Source organism: Caulobacter sp. Root487D2Y (assembly GCF_001427165.1).
Taxonomy (GTDB): domain Bacteria; phylum Pseudomonadota; class Alphaproteobacteria; order Caulobacterales; family Caulobacteraceae; genus Caulobacter.
Map to the genome: position 1 here is coordinate 774,077 of NZ_LMFD01000010.1, position 15,549 is coordinate 789,625.

The 15,549-nt window shown below is 66.8% G+C and carries 19 protein-coding genes and 1 pseudogene; 9 read left to right on the plus strand and 11 right to left on the minus strand.

All coding sequences use genetic code 11. From position 1 onward, the window contains the following. Positions 1-15 precede the first annotated feature (15 nt). The 7 genes from pseH (ASD38_RS13395) to flbT form a co-directional block, all read right to left on the minus strand. The gene (gene pseH, locus ASD38_RS13395) at positions 16-570 is read right to left on the minus strand and encodes a UDP-4-amino-4,6-dideoxy-N-acetyl-beta-L-altrosamine N-acetyltransferase (RefSeq protein WP_056436338.1); all 555 of its coding nucleotides are present in this window, start codon (positions 568-570) and stop codon (positions 16-18) included. Positions 571-629: 59 nt separating this feature from the next. After that, positions 630-1,469, minus strand: a complete 840-nt coding sequence (locus ASD38_RS13400) for a flagellin (RefSeq protein WP_056436335.1) — start codon at positions 1,467-1,469, stop codon at positions 630-632. A 171-nt stretch (positions 1,470-1,640) separates the two neighbouring features. Beyond that, positions 1,641-1,961, minus strand: coding sequence for a hypothetical protein (locus ASD38_RS13405; RefSeq protein ID WP_056436332.1), 321 nt, complete (start codon positions 1,959-1,961; stop codon positions 1,641-1,643). Between the two features lie 109 nt (positions 1,962-2,070). Next, a complete protein-coding gene (locus ASD38_RS13410; RefSeq protein ID WP_056460564.1) occupies positions 2,071-2,748 on the minus strand; it encodes a flagellin in 678 nt (225 codons plus the stop codon). A 320-nt stretch (positions 2,749-3,068) separates the two neighbouring features. Beyond that, positions 3,069-3,887: a flagellin gene (locus ASD38_RS13415; RefSeq protein ID WP_056460567.1), complete on the minus strand. Its 819-nt coding sequence runs from the start codon at positions 3,885-3,887 to the stop codon at positions 3,069-3,071. 247 nt (positions 3,888-4,134) lie between these two features. Continuing rightward, on the minus strand, positions 4,135-4,497 hold the full coding sequence (gene flaF, locus ASD38_RS13420) for a flagellar biosynthesis regulator FlaF (RefSeq protein WP_056439972.1): 363 nt from the start codon (positions 4,495-4,497) through the stop codon (positions 4,135-4,137). Then, on the minus strand, positions 4,487-4,882 hold the full coding sequence (gene flbT / locus ASD38_RS13425; RefSeq protein ID WP_056439974.1) for a flagellar biosynthesis repressor FlbT: 396 nt from the start codon (positions 4,880-4,882) through the stop codon (positions 4,487-4,489). The genes flaF and flbT overlap by 11 nt, the downstream gene beginning before the upstream one ends. Positions 4,883-5,065: 183 nt before the next feature. On the opposite strand from flbT, the gene ASD38_RS13430 reads away from it, so the two are divergent. The 7 genes from ASD38_RS13430 to ASD38_RS13455 all read left to right on the plus strand — a co-directional run bounded on the left by ASD38_RS13430 (position 5,066) and on the right by ASD38_RS13455 (position 10,857). Beyond that, complete coding sequence (locus ASD38_RS13430; protein ID WP_056439976.1) at positions 5,066-6,862, plus strand: tetratricopeptide repeat protein; 1,797 nt, start codon at positions 5,066-5,068, stop codon at positions 6,860-6,862. Positions 6,863-6,956: 94 nt separating this feature from the next. Then, on the plus strand, positions 6,957-7,676 hold the full coding sequence (locus ASD38_RS13435) for a cytidylyltransferase domain-containing protein (protein WP_056439978.1): 720 nt from the start codon (positions 6,957-6,959) through the stop codon (positions 7,674-7,676). Further along, positions 7,673-8,269: a UDP-4-amino-4,6-dideoxy-N-acetyl-beta-L-altrosamine N-acetyltransferase gene (gene pseH, locus ASD38_RS13440; RefSeq protein ID WP_056460569.1), complete on the plus strand. Its 597-nt coding sequence runs from the start codon at positions 7,673-7,675 to the stop codon at positions 8,267-8,269. Before ASD38_RS13435 ends, pseH (ASD38_RS13440) begins: the two co-directional genes overlap by 4 nt. Positions 8,270-8,374: 105 nt before the next feature. Further along, on the plus strand, positions 8,375-8,761 hold the full coding sequence (locus ASD38_RS13445) for a hypothetical protein (RefSeq protein WP_056439982.1): 387 nt from the start codon (positions 8,375-8,377) through the stop codon (positions 8,759-8,761). 77 nt (positions 8,762-8,838) lie between these two features. Continuing rightward, on the plus strand, positions 8,839-9,006 hold the full coding sequence (locus ASD38_RS24320) for a hypothetical protein (protein ID WP_200941416.1): 168 nt from the start codon (positions 8,839-8,841) through the stop codon (positions 9,004-9,006). A 100-nt stretch (positions 9,007-9,106) separates the two neighbouring features. Next, the gene (locus ASD38_RS13450) at positions 9,107-9,976 is read left to right on the plus strand and encodes an AAA family ATPase (protein ID WP_056439983.1); all 870 of its coding nucleotides are present in this window, start codon (positions 9,107-9,109) and stop codon (positions 9,974-9,976) included. An 86-nt stretch (positions 9,977-10,062) separates the two neighbouring features. Beyond that, a complete protein-coding gene (locus ASD38_RS13455; protein WP_056439985.1) occupies positions 10,063-10,857 on the plus strand; it encodes a hypothetical protein in 795 nt (264 codons plus the stop codon). 218 nt (positions 10,858-11,075) lie between these two features. On the opposite strand, the gene ASD38_RS13460 is transcribed toward ASD38_RS13455, so the two are convergent. Both ASD38_RS13460 and ASD38_RS13465 read right to left on the minus strand, forming a co-directional pair. After that, positions 11,076-11,447 carry a hypothetical protein gene (locus tag ASD38_RS13460; RefSeq protein WP_056439986.1) on the minus strand — a complete coding sequence of 124 codons (372 nt, stop codon included), beginning with the start codon at positions 11,445-11,447 and terminating at the stop codon, positions 11,076-11,078. Positions 11,448-11,481: 34 nt separating this feature from the next. Then, positions 11,482-12,297, minus strand: coding sequence for a universal stress protein (locus tag ASD38_RS13465; RefSeq protein WP_056439988.1), 816 nt, complete (start codon positions 12,295-12,297; stop codon positions 11,482-11,484). 165 nt (positions 12,298-12,462) lie between these two features. Here ASD38_RS13465 and ASD38_RS13470 point away from each other — a divergent pair, with 165 nt between their 5' ends. Both ASD38_RS13470 and ASD38_RS13475 read left to right on the plus strand, forming a co-directional pair. After that, entirely contained in the window at positions 12,463-13,104 is a 642-nt protein-coding gene (locus tag ASD38_RS13470) for a YfbR-like 5'-deoxynucleotidase (RefSeq protein ID WP_156390702.1), read from the plus strand. Further along, positions 13,028-14,108 (plus strand): annotated as a pseudogene (locus ASD38_RS13475) (NUDIX hydrolase). Before ASD38_RS13470 ends, ASD38_RS13475 begins: the two are co-directional and overlap by 77 nt. 33 nt (positions 14,109-14,141) lie before the next feature. Here the strand turns inward: ASD38_RS13475 and ASD38_RS13480 are convergent. Both ASD38_RS13480 and ASD38_RS13485 read right to left on the minus strand, forming a co-directional pair. Then, complete coding sequence (locus ASD38_RS13480; RefSeq protein WP_056460572.1) at positions 14,142-14,528, minus strand: ribonuclease domain-containing protein; 387 nt, start codon at positions 14,526-14,528, stop codon at positions 14,142-14,144. A gap of 82 nt (positions 14,529-14,610) precedes the next feature. Then, complete coding sequence (locus ASD38_RS13485; RefSeq protein WP_056439996.1) at positions 14,611-14,805, minus strand: hypothetical protein; 195 nt, start codon at positions 14,803-14,805, stop codon at positions 14,611-14,613. Positions 14,806-15,549 lie beyond the last annotated feature (744 nt).

The following is a 15,549-nucleotide window of genomic DNA, read 5'->3' on the forward strand; positions in this document are numbered from 1 at the left end:
AGCGGCCTCGGGTCCCTAGGCGGCGATCAGGTGGGCGTCGGTCAGCGAGCGCCGGACCTCGCCCCGCAGCTCGCGCCATTCGTCGGCCAGAATGCCCAGCAGGACGACGTCGCGCGGCTGGCCGTCCTTCAGCACGTGGCCGCGCAGATAGCCTTCGCGACGGAAACCGGAAGCGGCCTGGGCTTTCAGCGCCGCGTCGTTGTCGGCCATGACCTCGGCGAACACCTTGTGCAGGCCCAGTTCGCCGAAGGCGCGGTCCAGGCCCAGCACTTGGGCGGCGCGTCCCACGCCCCTGCCCCGCGCCTCGGCCGAACCGAGGAACCAGTTCCAGCCGGCCCGCCGGTGATGGCTGAGCAGGCCCGTCAGGGTCAGCAGGCCGGAAGGCTCGCCGGCCCGGACGATCATCCAGCCGCGCATGTCGGGATCGGAGCGAAGGGCATGGAACCAGGCGGCGTGGGCTTCGCGGCTCGGAAAAGCCGCGTCGGACATCCATCGATCGACTTCCGGTTCGCCCCGCCACTGGAACAGGACCGCCTCGTCGCCGTCCGTCAAATCGCGAAGCTCGATCATACCGGGCCGATTCCTCCACACGTCATTGCGGAAAGTCTACCCCGCCGATCGCGTCAGGCCTAGTTGCCGCCGTTGAACAGCGACAGGATGATCTGCGGCGCCTGGTTGGCGATCGACAGCGCCTGCGCGCCGAGCTGTTGCTTGACCTGCAAAGCTTGCAGGCGCGCGCTTTCCTTAGCCATGTCGGCGTCGACGAGGTTGCCCACGCCGGTTTCGAGCACGTCGTTCAGCTTCGCCACGAAGGTGTTGTGGGCCTCGATCTGCTTGGCTTGCGAGCCGATCGAGCCGACCGCCTGGTTCACCCGGGTCATCGAGGCGTCCAGGCGCGCCAGCACGGCGGAGGCCAGGGTCTGGGTGTTGATCGTGTCGCTCGCCGCCAGGGTGTTGATCGCGCCGCCCAGCGACAGGTTCTGCAGGGCCAGCGTGATCACCGTCGCGGCGTCCGCGTCGGCCAGGAACGTGATGTTGGTCGGTTCGCTGCCGTTGAGGATGTTGGCGCCGTCGAAGGTGGCGCTGTTGATCACCTGGGTCAGGTTCTTCAGCAGCCCCTGGAAGTCGGCGTTCAGGGCGGTGCGCGACGAGGTCGACAGCGAGGTGTCCTTGGCCGCGACCACCTTTTCGCGCATCTGGGTCAGCAGATCCGAGACCGATTCCCCGGCTGCCAGGGCCACGTCGGTGATCGAGGTCGCGCGATCCAGGCTCATCTTCACGGCGTTCAGGGCCGAGCGGTCGGCGCGCTGGTCCTGGGCGATCGACCAGACGGCGGCGTTGTCCTTGGCGCTGGAGATCGCGAGACCGGTGTTGATGCGGGACTGCACGCCCCCCATCTCGTCGTTGGTCTTGTTCAGATTTTGCAAGGCGATCAGCGCAGGCTGATTGGTGTTCACGCTCAGCGTCATCACGGTCTCCGAACGGCGGTTCTTGCCAATGTGGCTCGGGACGCGATTCGGCGGCCGAGCAGGTCGGCCGTGAAATTGGGGCTGAGGGAGTAAGAATATGGTTAACGCGCGTAAACCATGTTCCGCCTGCGACGCTGCGTCGCGGCGGGCATGACGCGCGGGTCGGCGGCTTTAGGTCAAGCCGTCGAAGACTTCGCCCGGATCGTAATGCTCGGCCTGCTTGAAGCGGAGCACGTCCTCACGCGGGAACTGCTGCAGAACATCGCCGGTCCGGCGGTCCACCGTCTTGTAGACGTAGGCGCCGGAGACCGGGTCCTCCTCGATCACCAGTCGCAGGTCGCCCGGCTGGGGTCCCGCGGCGGTGGCGGGCTTTTCCTTGGGGCCTGAAACGTCATGACCGCCCGCGGGCTGCCCCGGGACGGTGAAGGTGGCGACCGGAGTCGGCGCGGACGGTTCTGGTATCGACGGTGTGAGTGCGGCTTTTGTTTCCATTACTCCTGTCGTCGCCGGATTACGGCGGCGCCTCTGGTTACCCCTCCTCTACGACCAAGGTCCCAGCGGAAGGTGGGGGCGGACCCGAAGGCCCGCCCCCTTCTCGTTCCTATCGGAACAGGCTCAGGATCGAGCCGGTCGACTGGTTGGCGATCGAGAGCGCCTGGATGCCCAGCTGCTGCTTGGTTTGCAGCGACTGCAGCTTGGCGCTTTCCTTGGCCAGGTCGGCGTCGACCAGGTTGCCCACGCCGGCGTCGAGGCTGTCTTGCAGCTTGCCGACGAAGGTCAGGTGGGTGTCCAGGCCGGTCGAGCTGGTGCCCAGCGAACCGTCCGAGTTGGCCAGGAAGGCCAGCTTGGTGGTCGAGCCGTCGGCGATCGAGACGCCGTTGAACTTGGCGTTGGTGACGGCCTTGGTGATCTGGTCGCGCAGGCTGTCGAAGTCGGACTTCAGGGCGTTGAACGAAGCGGTGTTCAGCGAGGTGTCGGAAGCGGCGAGCGCCTTTTCCTTCATCTTGCCCAGCAGGTCGGTGACGGTGTCGCCGGCGGCCAGGGCCACGTCGATGGTCGACTGACCGCGTTGCAGCGAGTCCTTCACGGCGTTCAGCGAATTGGCGGTGGTCGATTGGTTCTTCGCCATCGCCCAGATCGCGCCGTTGTCCTTGGCGTTACCGACCTTCTTGCCGGTGTTGATACGCTGTTGCGTAACACCCAGCTCGCTGTTGGTGGCGTTCAGGTTTTGCAGCGCGATCATCGCGCCAGCGTTCGTGTTGATGCTATTCAGCGGCATCGCGACTTTTCCTATTCAAGGGTTCCGACGTCATTTTGACTGCCGGGAGCATTTTGCTCGAGAACCTAGGCAGCAAAGATCGGGCCAAAACTGCCGACTAGGCAGAAATGGTCAACGCCTTGAAATATCAACGTTATACCTTTGTTTACCATGTATTTGATCGGCACTATTTGCCGAGCGCGGCCCGGTCTAGGTAAAATTTGCCGGGCAATTTGAGGTCCAGGCTCGGATAACTCAACGAACCTTGGTCCCTTAAAAAGAAATGCCGGACGGCCCTTGGGCCGTCCGGCTTTGATCGCTTCTTGAAGCCTAGTCGCCGATCACTTGAACAGCGAAAGGATCGACTGAGGCGTCTGGTTGGCGATCGACAGGGCTTGAACACCCAGTTGCTGCTTGGTCTGCAGCGATTGCAGCTTGGCGCTTTCCTTGGCCAGGTCCGCATCGACCAGATTGCCGACACCCGCGTCCAGGCTGTCCTGCAGCTTACCCGTGAAGGTCAGGTGCATGTCCAGGCCGGTCGAGCTGGTGCCCAGGTTCGCCAACTTGTTCGTCGCCGTGGTCATGGCCGACGTGATCGTGGTGATCATCGTCTTGGCCGCGGCCGCCGTGGTGAACGACGAGGTAGCGGTCAGACCCAGGCCGACGAGCGACAGGGTCTTGGCGTTCACCGTGTAGGCGACACCGTCCGAGTTGCTGAGGAACTGCAGCTTGGTGGTGGTGCCGTCGACGAGGCTGACGCCGTTGAACTTGGCGTTGGTGACAGCCTTGGTGATCTGGTCACGCAGCGAGGTGAAGTCCGAAACCAGGGCGTTGAACGAAGCGGTGTTCAGCGAGGTGTCGGAAGCGGCCAGGGCCTTTTCCTTCATCTTGCCGAGCAGATCGGTGATGGTGTCGCCAGCGGCAAGGCCGACATCGATCGTCGATTGACCGCGCTGGAGGGAATCCTTCACCGCGTTCAGCGAGCTCGAAGTCGTGCTTTGCATCTTGGCCATCGACCAGATCGCGCCGTTATCCTTGGCGTTGGCGATCTTCTTGCCGGTGTTGATGCGTTGCTGGGTGCTTTGGAGCTCCGAGTTGGTGGTGTTCAGGTTTTGCAGCGCGATCATCGCGCCGACATTGGTGTTGATCGAGTTCAGCATGGTGGTTCTCGCCATTTTGGGAGGATTGCCCCGGCGTTTTGCCGGTCGGGCGTTTTGCCCACGGAACCCATCGCAAGCGCCGGGCCACTCGGCGCCAGCTTGGCGAGATTTTTAGATCGCTGATTTTACTGGATATATTCTGTCGTAACCCCAGATACGAAACCGCCCGGCGAATGCAGAATTCGCCGGGCGGCAGGTTTTTCCGGAAAGGTTTGCCGGGGGACGAAAGCGCCCTCCCCGGTCAGGGTCAGCCGACGTCGGCGCGACCCGCCAGGCCTTGCATGATCATGCGGTTGATCTCGATCAGCGGCTCGAAATTCTCCTCCTTGCGCATCACGGCGCTGGAGTGGCGGCCGACCCAAAGGCTGAGCGAGATGATGCTGGCGCGCAGTTGCACCGGCAGGGTGTTTTCCGGCAGCGAGCAATCGGTCGCCAGGGCCGACCACACGCGCCGGTTCCAGTCCAGGGCGTCGATGCGCGTGGCGATGTCGTCGGCCGGCGCTTCGGAGGCGGCCAGCAGCGCGCGCGTGACCTGGCCGAACAGACGATATTCCATCTCGCGCGGGTTTTCGGTCCGCGTCGCCGTCTGCTGATAGGCCCTAAGAGACATGCCCCAACCTCTGATCTTCGTATTCGATTAGCTTACGGCTCAGCATGAGCGCCTTGTAGTGCTCGCGGGCCATCACGTGTTTGGAGATGGCGATGCAGTCGCTCAGCACGTCGGGATTGCGCACCACGCCCATGAATTCGGTCAGGCGGGTCGCGAATTCCTCGTACTGGCGCTCGGCGGCGGCCTCATCCAGGTACATCATCATGACCGGGAAATATATCCGACGCGCCGGCGTGGTGGCTTCGTCGGGCTGCATGATGTCCTTCTCACGCAGCACCGAGGCCTTGTTCTGAAGCACCAAGACGCCGCGACGGTCGCCGTTCTGGACCACCGCGCCGTTCAGCACGAATTTCTCGCCGGGTTTCAGCGACAGCTTCAATGGCACAAGGCCGCTCCCTCTTGCATTGCTGCGTCGCCCCACCCGCCGGGAATGACGGTTCGGAGCAGAAGCTAGGCGGAGGCGGTTAACGTCCCCTTGCCAAGCCTGCGACCGTGAGCCGCAGCTTAGGATACAATTAAGCATACTGACCCAGAGGATGACTCTCTCCAATCGCCAAGGCTTCAATAGATGTCCAGCAGTCGCGACACCCAGATCTCGGCCAGCGCCCTGGCGATCGCCCAGGAATCCGTCGCCCAGGCCGTTAACCTCGGTTTCAAGACCGCGGCCGGCGACTCGGCCTCCACCGAAGCCCTGGCGCGGCTGGACCGTCTGACCAACGAAGTCCGCAACCAGGAAACCGCCCGGCTGCTGGCCCAGTCGATCCACGCCATGCAGAACCGCGATTTCGCCAAGGGCGAAAAGCTGGCGCTGGAGGCCCTGGAGCGCGACGACAAGCTGGGCGTGGCCTGGCACGTGCTGGGCATCGCCCGCGAGAAGATCGGCGACTTCGCCGGCTCGATGCGCTGCTACGAAGCCGCGCTCAAGCTGCTGCCCGACCACGGCGCCGTCGCCGGCGACCTGGGACGCCTGGCCTTCCGCATGGACATGCCGGAGATCGCCGCCAAGTTCTTCATGCACTACATGAAGGCCCGCCCCGGCGACCTGGAGGCCGTCAACAACCTGGCCTGCGCCCTGCGCGACCTCAATCGCTGCGAGGAGGCCATCGAGGTCCTGCGCCCGGCGATCAACGACAATCCCGAGCAGCCGCTGTTGTGGAACACCCTGGGCACGATCATGTGCAGCCTGGGCGACGGCAAGACGGCCCTGACCTTCTTCGACGAAACCCTGCGGCTGGCCCCGGATTTCGGCAAGGCCTACCACAATCGCGCCTACGCCAAGATCGACCTCGGCGACGTCGAGGGCGCCCTGGCCGACTGCGACCTGGCGATCGCCGCGGTCGAATCAGCCGAAGACCTGGCGACGATGCAGTTCGGGCGCGCCACCATCCTGCTCGCGCTGGGCCGCGTCGAGGAAGGCTGGAGGATCTACGAGGCCCGGTTCTCCAAGGACCTGGTCGAGGCTCCGCGCTTCACGATCGAGGCGCCGCGCTGGCGGCCGGGCATGGCCCTGGCCGGCAAGTCCCTGATGATCTGCGCCGAACAGGGCCTGGGCGACGAGGTCATGTTCGCCAACATGCTGCCCGACGTGATCGAGGCCCTGGGGTCCGACGGCAAGCTCACCCTGGCCGTCGAACGTCGGCTGGTCCCGCTGTTCAAGCGCTCGTTCCCCAAGGCCGACGTCTTCCCGCACAAGACGGTCTCGTACGAGGGCCGGGTCTATCGCGGCGCGCCGGAGATCGAGGACTGGAGCGGCGTCGACTTCTGGACGCCGATGGGCGTCCTGCTTGAGGTCTTCCGTCCCAGCGTGGCCTCGTTCCCCGACCGGCCGAACTTCCTCCAGGCCGATCCGGCCCGCGTCCAGCATTGGCGGCGAGTCCTGGAAAGCGCGCCCGCGGGCCCCAAGATCGGGTTGCTGTGGAAGAGCCTGAAACTGAACGGCGAACGCGCCCGGCAGTTTTCGCCCTTCATGCTGTGGCGGCCGGTTTTCGAGGTTCCGGGCCTCACCTTCGTCAATCTCCAGTACGGCGATTGCAGCGAGGAGATCGCCCTGGCCAAGGAGGAGTTCGGTGTCGACATCTGGCAGCCGCCGGGCATCGACCTGAAGTACGACCTCGACGACGTCGCCGCCCTGTGCTGCGCCATGGACCTGATCGTCGGCTTCTCGAACGCCACCACCAATCTGGCCGGAGCGTGCGGCGCGCCGATCTGGATGCTGACCGGCGCCTCATCCTGGACCCGCCTCGGCGCCCAGACCTATCCCTGGTACCCCCAGACCCGCTGCTTCATCACGCCGGACTACAACGACTGGAATCCGACCATGCAGAATGTCGGGGCCGCCTTGCGCGAGCGCTTCCCGACCGGTTGACCCATAAGGCTTCGCCACGAGCCCACCGTATTTCAGCGGTAGACGGACACCGGTGTTCGAGCTTCGAGATTCCGTCCTAACCTTGGGTACGCCATTGCCGCTCGCCATACTTCAAGCTCGCATGTCGTCGACGCGACTCCCCGGAAAGGTGCTGGCCGACGTGGCCGGGGCGCCGATGATCCTGCGGCAGATCGAGCGGCTCAAGCGCGCCGCCCGGCTGGAACGGATCGTCGTCGCCACCTCGGACCAGGCCAGCGACGACCCGCTGGCCGTTTGCCTGATCGCCGCCGGCGTTTCCGTGTTCCGCGGACCGCTGGACGACGTGCTGGCCCGCTATATCGGCGCGATCGAAGCCTTCGGACCGATCCGCACAGTCGTGCGCCTCACGGCCGACTGCCCCCTCGCTGATCCGGAGGTGATCGACCAGACCCTCGCCCTTCATGAGCGCTCGAACGCCGACTACACGTCCAACACGCCGGTCCGACGCAGTTTCGCCAAGGGGCTGGACGTCGAGGTCTTCGAATCCGTGGCGCTGAAGATCGCCGCCAGCGAGACCGTCGATCCGTACGATCACGAGCACGTCACGCCGTTCCTGTACCGTCATCCCAACCGCTTCAAGATCGAGGGCCTGGAACAGACCGCGGACGAAGGCGACGTGCGCTGGACGGTGGATCGGCCCGACGATCTGGACTTCGTTCGCGCCGTGTACGATGGACTCTACGCGGCCAATCCGACCTTTACCTCGGACGACGTCCGCGCCTTCGTGCGAAACCGGCCGGACCTGGCCGCCTTGGGGGGAGATCGCCGCGTATGACCACGCAAGCCTCGCACGCCCCCCTCTTGCACAAGATTGTCCTGCGCGACGTGACCGAAGGCGACCGTCAAAGGCTCTTGGACTGGCGCAACAGTCCGGAGGTCGCGGCCTTCATGTATTCCGACCACAAGATCGGCCAGGCCGAGCATGACCGCTGGTTCGACGGCATGGCCGGCGACGCCCGGCGACGCTACTGGGTGATCGAGGTCGACGGCGAGCCGGTGGGCCAGGCCAATCTGGCCGATATCGACACGCGCAACCGCCGATGCGCCTGGGCCTACTACCTGGCCAGCCCGTCCGTGCGCGGCCTGGGGGTCGGGTCCTATATCGAATTCTGGATGATCGAATACGTCTTCGGGACCTTGGGTTTCGACAAGCTGTGGTGCGAGGTGCTGCTGTCCAACGAGAGCGTCTGGAAGCTGCACGAGCGCTACGGCTTCCAGCGCGAGGCGTTGTTCCGCCACCACGTGGTCAAGGACGGCGCGCCGGCCGACGTGGTGGGGCTGGGTCTGCTGGCCCAGGATTGGCCGGCCCGCCGCGAGGAGATGGCCCAGCGCCTGACGGCCAAGGGCTACGCCCTCCCCTTCGCCTAGGGGCCTTCACCTGAAATTCACGGAACAATCGTCGCGAACGGCGGGTTGACTCCGGGACCGCGAGGGCGCGCCGCCCTCGCCCTTCTAGGTCTCAGGGAGCCCGCCATGCCCACCGACATCGACCGCGACGACCAGGACGGCGCCGAGGTCCTGGACGAGACCAACCTGACCGACGACGGCGAGGACATCGCCAATTTCGACGAGCTGGACGACGTCTACGACGTCACCCAGGTCGAGGGCGACGACGACGAGGACGATGAGGACTTCGACGACTTCGACGACGAGGACGCCGACGATCTCGACGACGACCTCGAAGGCGAACGCGACGACGAGGGTCTGGACATCGAGCGCGAGCCGCTCAGCGCGATCGCCGGCGACGACGAGGATCTCGAGAGCGCCGTCTCGGACGACGACGCAAGCGCCGCCGACTTCGAATCCACCGAACTGGCGGACGACGACATCGAATCCCTCGGCTACGCCGACGAAAGCTGAGGCCGCCATGGCGGCCCGGCCAAGATTGAAACCGGATCGTTCGACGCCTAGATTCGGAGGGTGACTGGAGAGCGACCATGTCCGACGCCAAGCCCGACTCCGACATCGACGACCAGGTCGAAAACCTCGAGGATCAGCTGGAAGAGGGGCTGGAGGATAGCTTTCCGGCCAGCGATCCTCCGTCGGTCGCCCGCCGCCACCGCAAACCGCCGTCCGAGCCGTTGAAACCCCGCGACGAAGCGTGACCACAAGCCGGCTTGATCCGGCCGACCGTTGGTCTGTAGGTTAGTCCTGATTTGAACAACTGTTCGAGGCGGTTCGCTGGAGCCGCCGTCAGGAAACCGTATGAGCTCGCGCTTCGAAGGCACCGCCGATTACGTCGCAACCGATGACCTGAAGGTGGCCGTCAACGCCGCCGTCGCATTGGAACGTCCCCTGCTGATCAAGGGCGAACCCGGCACCGGCAAGACGGTGCTGGCCTACGAGGTGGCCAAGGCGATGAACGCGCCGCTGCTGACCTGGCACATCAAGTCGACCACCAAGGCCCAGCAGGGCCTCTACGAGTATGACGCCGTGACCCGCCTGCGCGACAGCCAGCTGGGCGACGAGCGGGTCAAGGACGTCCGCAACTACATCAAGAAGGGCAAGCTGTGGGAGGCCTTCGAGGCTCCGTCCCGCCCCGTTCTGCTGATCGACGAGATCGACAAGGCCGACATCGAGTTCCCCAACGACCTGCTGCAGGAGCTCGATCGCAACGAGTTCTACGTCTACGAGACCAACGAGACGATCGCCGCCAAGGTCCGGCCGATCATCATCATCACCTCGAACAACGAGAAGGAGCTGCCGGACGCCTTCCTGCGCCGCTGTTTCTTCCACTACATCCGCTTCCCGGAGGAGGCGACGATGCAGGCCATCGTCGACGTGCACTTCCCGGGCATCAAGCAGAAGCTGGTCGCCGAGGCCCTGCGGATCTTCTACGACATGCGCAAGGTGCCGGGCCTGAAGAAGAAGCCCTCGACCTCGGAGCTGCTGGACTGGCTGAAATTGCTGCTAGTCGAGGACATCGACGAGACCACCCTGCGCGAGAAGGATCCGACCAAGCTGATCCCGCCGCTGCACGGCGCCCTGCTGAAGAACGAGCAGGACGTCCACCTGTTCGAGCGCCTGGCCTTCCTGGCCCGCCGCGAGGGTTCGGGGGCCCGCCCAGGCCAGTAGGCGGGACAGTAGCGGCCGTTACCGCGATTTCATTGGATTTCCGACCGCCGCCAGATCACGTTCGCGCCGAACGGGAGATTCCTCTGATGCGACACCTGCCGCTGCTGGCCCTGAGCCTGGCCGCCTGCTCGCTGGCCGCCTGCTCACCCAAGATCGACGTCAAGCACGACGAGCGCAAGCCGCCCGGCAAGCACGCGGCGCTACGGGCGATCAGCCGGCTGGATTGCCCCGACCGGCAGGGCGAGCTGACCCGCGTCAGCGCCGCCGCCGACGGCCAGAGCTGCCTCTATGCCGGCCAGAACGCAGAGGTGACCCTGAGCCTGGTCGCCCTGAACGGCGGCGACGCCGAGGCCGCCCTGGCGCCGATCGAGGCCGACCTGAAGACCCTGATGCCGGCCATGAAGGCGCCCCCGCCCCCGCCGCCGCCCGGGACGCGAGGCCACGACAGCGCCCGCATCCGCCTGCCCGGCGTCAAGATCGACGCCCACGACAAGGGCGCCGACATCCGGATCGGCGGCCTGACGATCAACGCCAACGACGGCTCGGCCGAGGTGAAGGTCGCCAAGAACGTCACCGAGCGGGGCGACAATTCGACGGTCAGCGTCAACTCCAGCAACGACGACGAGGGCGACACCGAGATCCACGCCACCGACGACGGCGCCCAGATCCGCCAGCGCCGCGGCGGCGACGGCGTGCGCGCCACCCTGATCCTGGCCAGCGACAAGGCGGCCAGCGGCTACCGCGTCGTCGGCTACGAAGCCCGCGGCCCCAAGGGCGGTCCGCTGGCCGTGGCCGTGGTCAAGGCCAAGGGCCGCGACGGCAGCGACCACGACATCTTCGAGGACATGAAGACGCTGGTGAGACACAACGTCGGCGGCTGATCCCTTCCCGATGGCGAGAACCCATTCCCTCTTCACACCGTCATCCCGGGCCTTGTGCCCGGGACCCCTGGTTCAGCTGACGGTGAAGCGCAATGGCGCGCTGGCGCGCCACTCTTCCGCACTTGCGACGGATAGAGGGGTCCCGGGCACAAGGCCCGGGGACGGCTGAGAGGTGGCGGGAAAAGGTCGAAGCGCAGATGCTAGCAGCCAACGCGCCCTCAGACCGGCGTCACCTCCATCACCTTGTAGGTCAGCGGCCGGCCGTCCTCGTCGGTGACGGTGACGTATTCGCCCAGGGCGAAGCGGTGCTGGCCCAGGCGGTGGACGGGCTCGTCGTCGATCTCCTCGCTTTCGTCATAGTCGAAGAACCAGCGCTCGCCGCGACGGTTCAGGCGGCCGTCGGCGGCCTCCTCGTCCGGGGCGAAGCGGCGCACCACGCACTCGTCCTTGGCCTTGGCGTAGGCGGCCGCGTCCAGCAGGCCATCCGCGGTGAGCGGCGCGGTCAGGGCGTAGCCCCGGTGATCGTCGCCCCCCGCGAACTCGGTGCCGGGATTGCGGGCCAGGCGCATGACGATGCGTGACAGGGACATTCGAACGTCCTCCTTCTTCGACGAAAACAACACTCTAGTGAGACAGGAACAGCGAGGGCCCGTCGCTGTTCAGCAGGCTTCGGGTGGTGCCCCCGAAGATAAACTCTTGCAGGCGCGGATGGCCGAAGGCGCCGGCCACCAGGAAGTCGGCCCCGACCTCCTTGGCCGCCCCCAGCAGCAGGCTCGCTGCGTCGCCGCCCGAACCCTCCACGAGCTTGGCCGTGGCCGTCACGCCGCGCGCGGCCAGGAATTCGATCAGGCGCTCCAGGGCGAAACTCCGCGACGAGGCGCCCGGCGCGCCGGCCACGACGACCTTGGCGGCCTTCTGCAGCAGCGGCAGCGCGGTGCGCATGGCCCGGCTGGCCTCCTTGCCGCCGTCCCACGCCACCATGACGGTTCCGCCGACCTTCAACCCCGGACGCGCGACGACCACGGGCCGCTGCTCGTCGGCGATCATCTGCTGGAACGCCTCGGCCAGAGGGCCCTTGCCGCGCGCGGCGGCGCTGTCGAAGACGATCACGTCCGACAGCCGTCCCTCCATGGCCAGGCCCGCCCAGACCGGCGAGTCCAGGCTGATCGCCGTGCTGCGGGCATAGCCCAGCTCGGCCACCATCTTGTCGACCGCGTGGTGGCCCTCGATGGCGGCTTCCTTCAGGCTTTCCAGGGCCGTGACCTGCACGCCGCCCATGAAGCCCTCGCCCATCCAGGGCATCAGGTCGGCCATGTCGGCCGGGGCGTGGACGCAGACCAGCTGGGCGTCGAAGCCCTCGGCCAGCACCCTGGCCGACTCCAGGAGCCCCCGGTCGCTGGCCGCGCCTGCCAACGGCGCCATGATTCTCGCCCAGCTCATGATCGACCTCTCACTCATGCCTCAATGGCCAAGCCTTCCAAACGGCGAAGGCGTTTCCACAGGTCCATATCCACAAGCAACGACCCGCCCCTCATTGATCTTTGTCAACCAATGGGCCAGTCCAGACTCGGTAAGGCCTGCACCTTCACCGTAAGGAACGATCTCGTGGCCAAAGGGCTGCATAAAACTCCGCCCCGGGCGTGGCAGCGCATGCTGTCGGGACGCAGGCTCGACCTGCTGGATCCCTCGCCGATGGACATCGAGATCGAGGACATCGCCCACGGCCTGGCCCGGGTGGCGCGCTGGAACGGCCAGACCACCGGCGAGCACGGCTTCTCGGTGGCCCAGCACAGCGTCGTGGTCGAGGAGATCGCCGCCCACATCCGCCCCGACCTCGAGCCGAAATGGCGGCTGGCCGCCTTGCTGCACGACGCCAGCGAGTACGTGATCGGCGACATGATCAGCCCGTTCAAGGCGGCCCTGGGCGTCAGCTACAAGGACTTCGAGGCCCGGCTGGAGGACGCCATCCACATCCGCTTCGGCCTGCCGCCGAAGACGCCGCCGATGATCAAGAAACTGATCAAGCAGGCCGACCGGGCCTGCGCCTTCTTCGAGGCCACCCAGCTGGCCGGGTTCGAGCACGCCGAATCCCTGGCGATCTTCGGGCCGCCGCCGCCCGGCTACGACCTGAAGATCCTGCCCCTGCCGCCGTTCGAGGCCCAGGCCCGCTATGTTCAGCGCTTTCACGTGCTGTCCCGCGCGGCCGGCTTCGAATCCGCGCCCGGCGCGGCGTTCGAGACCGAATGACCGACCCTCTGGACCATAAGGGGGCGTCCACCTCGGTCGTCATCGGCCTGTCGGCGGTGGTGGTGGCCATCCGCGACGGCGAGGCCGTGGTGCTGACCGTGCGGCCGCACGACGCCGTCACCGACGTGGCCAGCCCCCTGCCCGGCCTGCCGTTCGGCCCGTTCGACCCGGCCGGCCACCGCACCTTCGAGCTGGGCCTGCGGGCCTTCGTCACCGAGCAGACCCGCTTCCAGCTGGGCTATGTCGAGCAGCTCTACACGTTCGGCGACGAGGGCCGCGACGCGCCGCGCGCCGAGATGGGGGCCGGGGCGGCCCGTGTCGTCTCGGTCGGCTATCTGGGCCTGACCCCCACCGCCGTCGAGACCCAGGTTCCCGACACCGCCTGGGCCCCGTGGTCGGCCTTCTTCCCGTGGGAGGACTGGCGCCACGGCCGCCCCGCCCTGCTGGACCAGGCCATCGCCCCGGCCCTGCGCCGCTGGGCGGGCGAGGACGCCGGCAAATGGTCTCGCGCACGGCTGGCCTTCGCCCTGGACGGCGCGCCGTGGAACGAGGAACGGGTTCTGGAGCGCTACGAACTGCTCTACGAGGCCGGCCTGGCCCCCGAGGCCGCCCGCGACCGAGCCCGGGCCGACGGCCACGACCCGGCCGAGCCCGCCGCCCTGTCGGCCGCCCTGGGCGAGCCGATGATCTCCGATCACCGCCGCATCCTGGCCACCGGCCTGTCGCGCATCCGGGGCAAGATCAAGTACCGTCCGGTGGTGTTCGAGCTGATGCCGGCCGAGTTCACCCTGTCGGCCCTGCAACGCACGGTCGAGGCCATCGCCGGGGTGCCGCTGCACAAGCAGAACTTCCGCCGCGTGGTCGAGCGCGAGGACCTGGTCGAGGGCCTGGGCCGCCAGGACGCCGACACCGGCGGCCGCCCCGCCGAGCTGTTCCGCTTCCGTCGCGAGATCCTGACGGCGCGGCCAGCCACCGGGCTGAGCCTGCCTCTGCTGCGGGACTGAGGGCGGACGCGCGAACGACCGCGCTCGCCCGAGTCAGTTCACCAGGCAGAACGTCCTGTAATGATCGTCGGAATAGTACTGGCTGACCACGCTCTGCTTGGCGGGCGGGGTCCCGCCGACCAGGAACACCAGTCGGCGCACGCCGCCGGCCCCCGCGCGGTCGGCGCCGACGCGAGCCTCCTGATAGGCCTGGTTCTTGGCGGCGGCGGGCAGGATCTTCTCGGCGTTGCCGAACGCCTGGCGGCCGGCCACCGCGGCGCAGGCCACGTTGGACGTGACGCAGGACTTGAAGTTGCGCGCGACCTCCAGGGCGTCCTTGCCCAGCGCGCCGCAGGGCTTGATCGTGGCCCGGGCTTGCGCCGCGCCGCTGCTTAGGGCGCATAACGCCACGACCACGGCCGTCATCATCCGGATCTTCATTGAAGCCTCCCTTGGGGCTTTTCCCCCAAAGGTAGAGTTGCGACCTCAACTCGCGTTAAGTCAACGTGTCCCCACCTCGTTGTCAGTCCTCGCTCAAGGGCGCCGCCGCCCTCGCCGCCCGGCTCGCCGCGGCCATCCTTAGCCGCTTGATGATGCTGCGGCGGAGATAGGCCATCCGCGCGGGGGTGCGCCCGCTGTCGTCGTCCATCGGGTCGGTGCTGTCGGTGAGCGGCGGGCGGGCGGCGCGGAGGCGGGCTCGGGTGCGGGAACGGGGCATGACAGGTCTCCTCTTGCGGACACGGCCAGGCCGCCTCACGCGGCGGGCCGCTGAAGTTCGGGGAGGGACGCGGAGCGCCGGGCCAGGCCCGGAAGCTTTGTGAAGAAATACCGTTTCGACCAGGACCGACGCTCCGCGCGATCGTTATCCNTGAAGTTCGGGGAGGGACGCGGAGCGCCGGGCCAGGCCCGGAAGCTTTGTGAAGAAATACCGTTTCGACCAGGACCGACGCTCCGCGCGATCGTTATCCAGGAGCGATCCGGCGATCGGCCCTGTTCAGGCCTCGCCGGTCTTGGCCCCCGACGGGCGGGCCGGGCTCGCGTCGCCCGGTCCCGGAACACCTGGATCACTCCAGGCCTGTCGCGCCGCCGGCCCTCATCCAACGCCGTATCTGTGTTCAGGCCCGGCCGGCACCAGATGGATGAGGTTGGCGACCGCCGTCCCCGAAGAGACGCCGACCCCCGCCGACGAGCGCGCCCGCTCGACCGCACCCCAAGGCCGCGAAGGTCGCAGGCCTTAGCGCCCTCCCCATCGCCTCGAGATGGTCTGATTATGCCGTGGCGGGAGAGAGGGAGGATAAGTGGATTTTCGACGTTGNCGACCGCCGTCCCCGAAGAGACGCCGCCCCCCGCCGACGAGCGCGCCCGCTCGACCGCACCCCAAGGCCGCGAAGGTCGCAGGCCTTAGCGCCCTCCCCATCGCCTCGAGATGGTCTGATTATGCCGTGGCGGGAGAGAGGGAGGA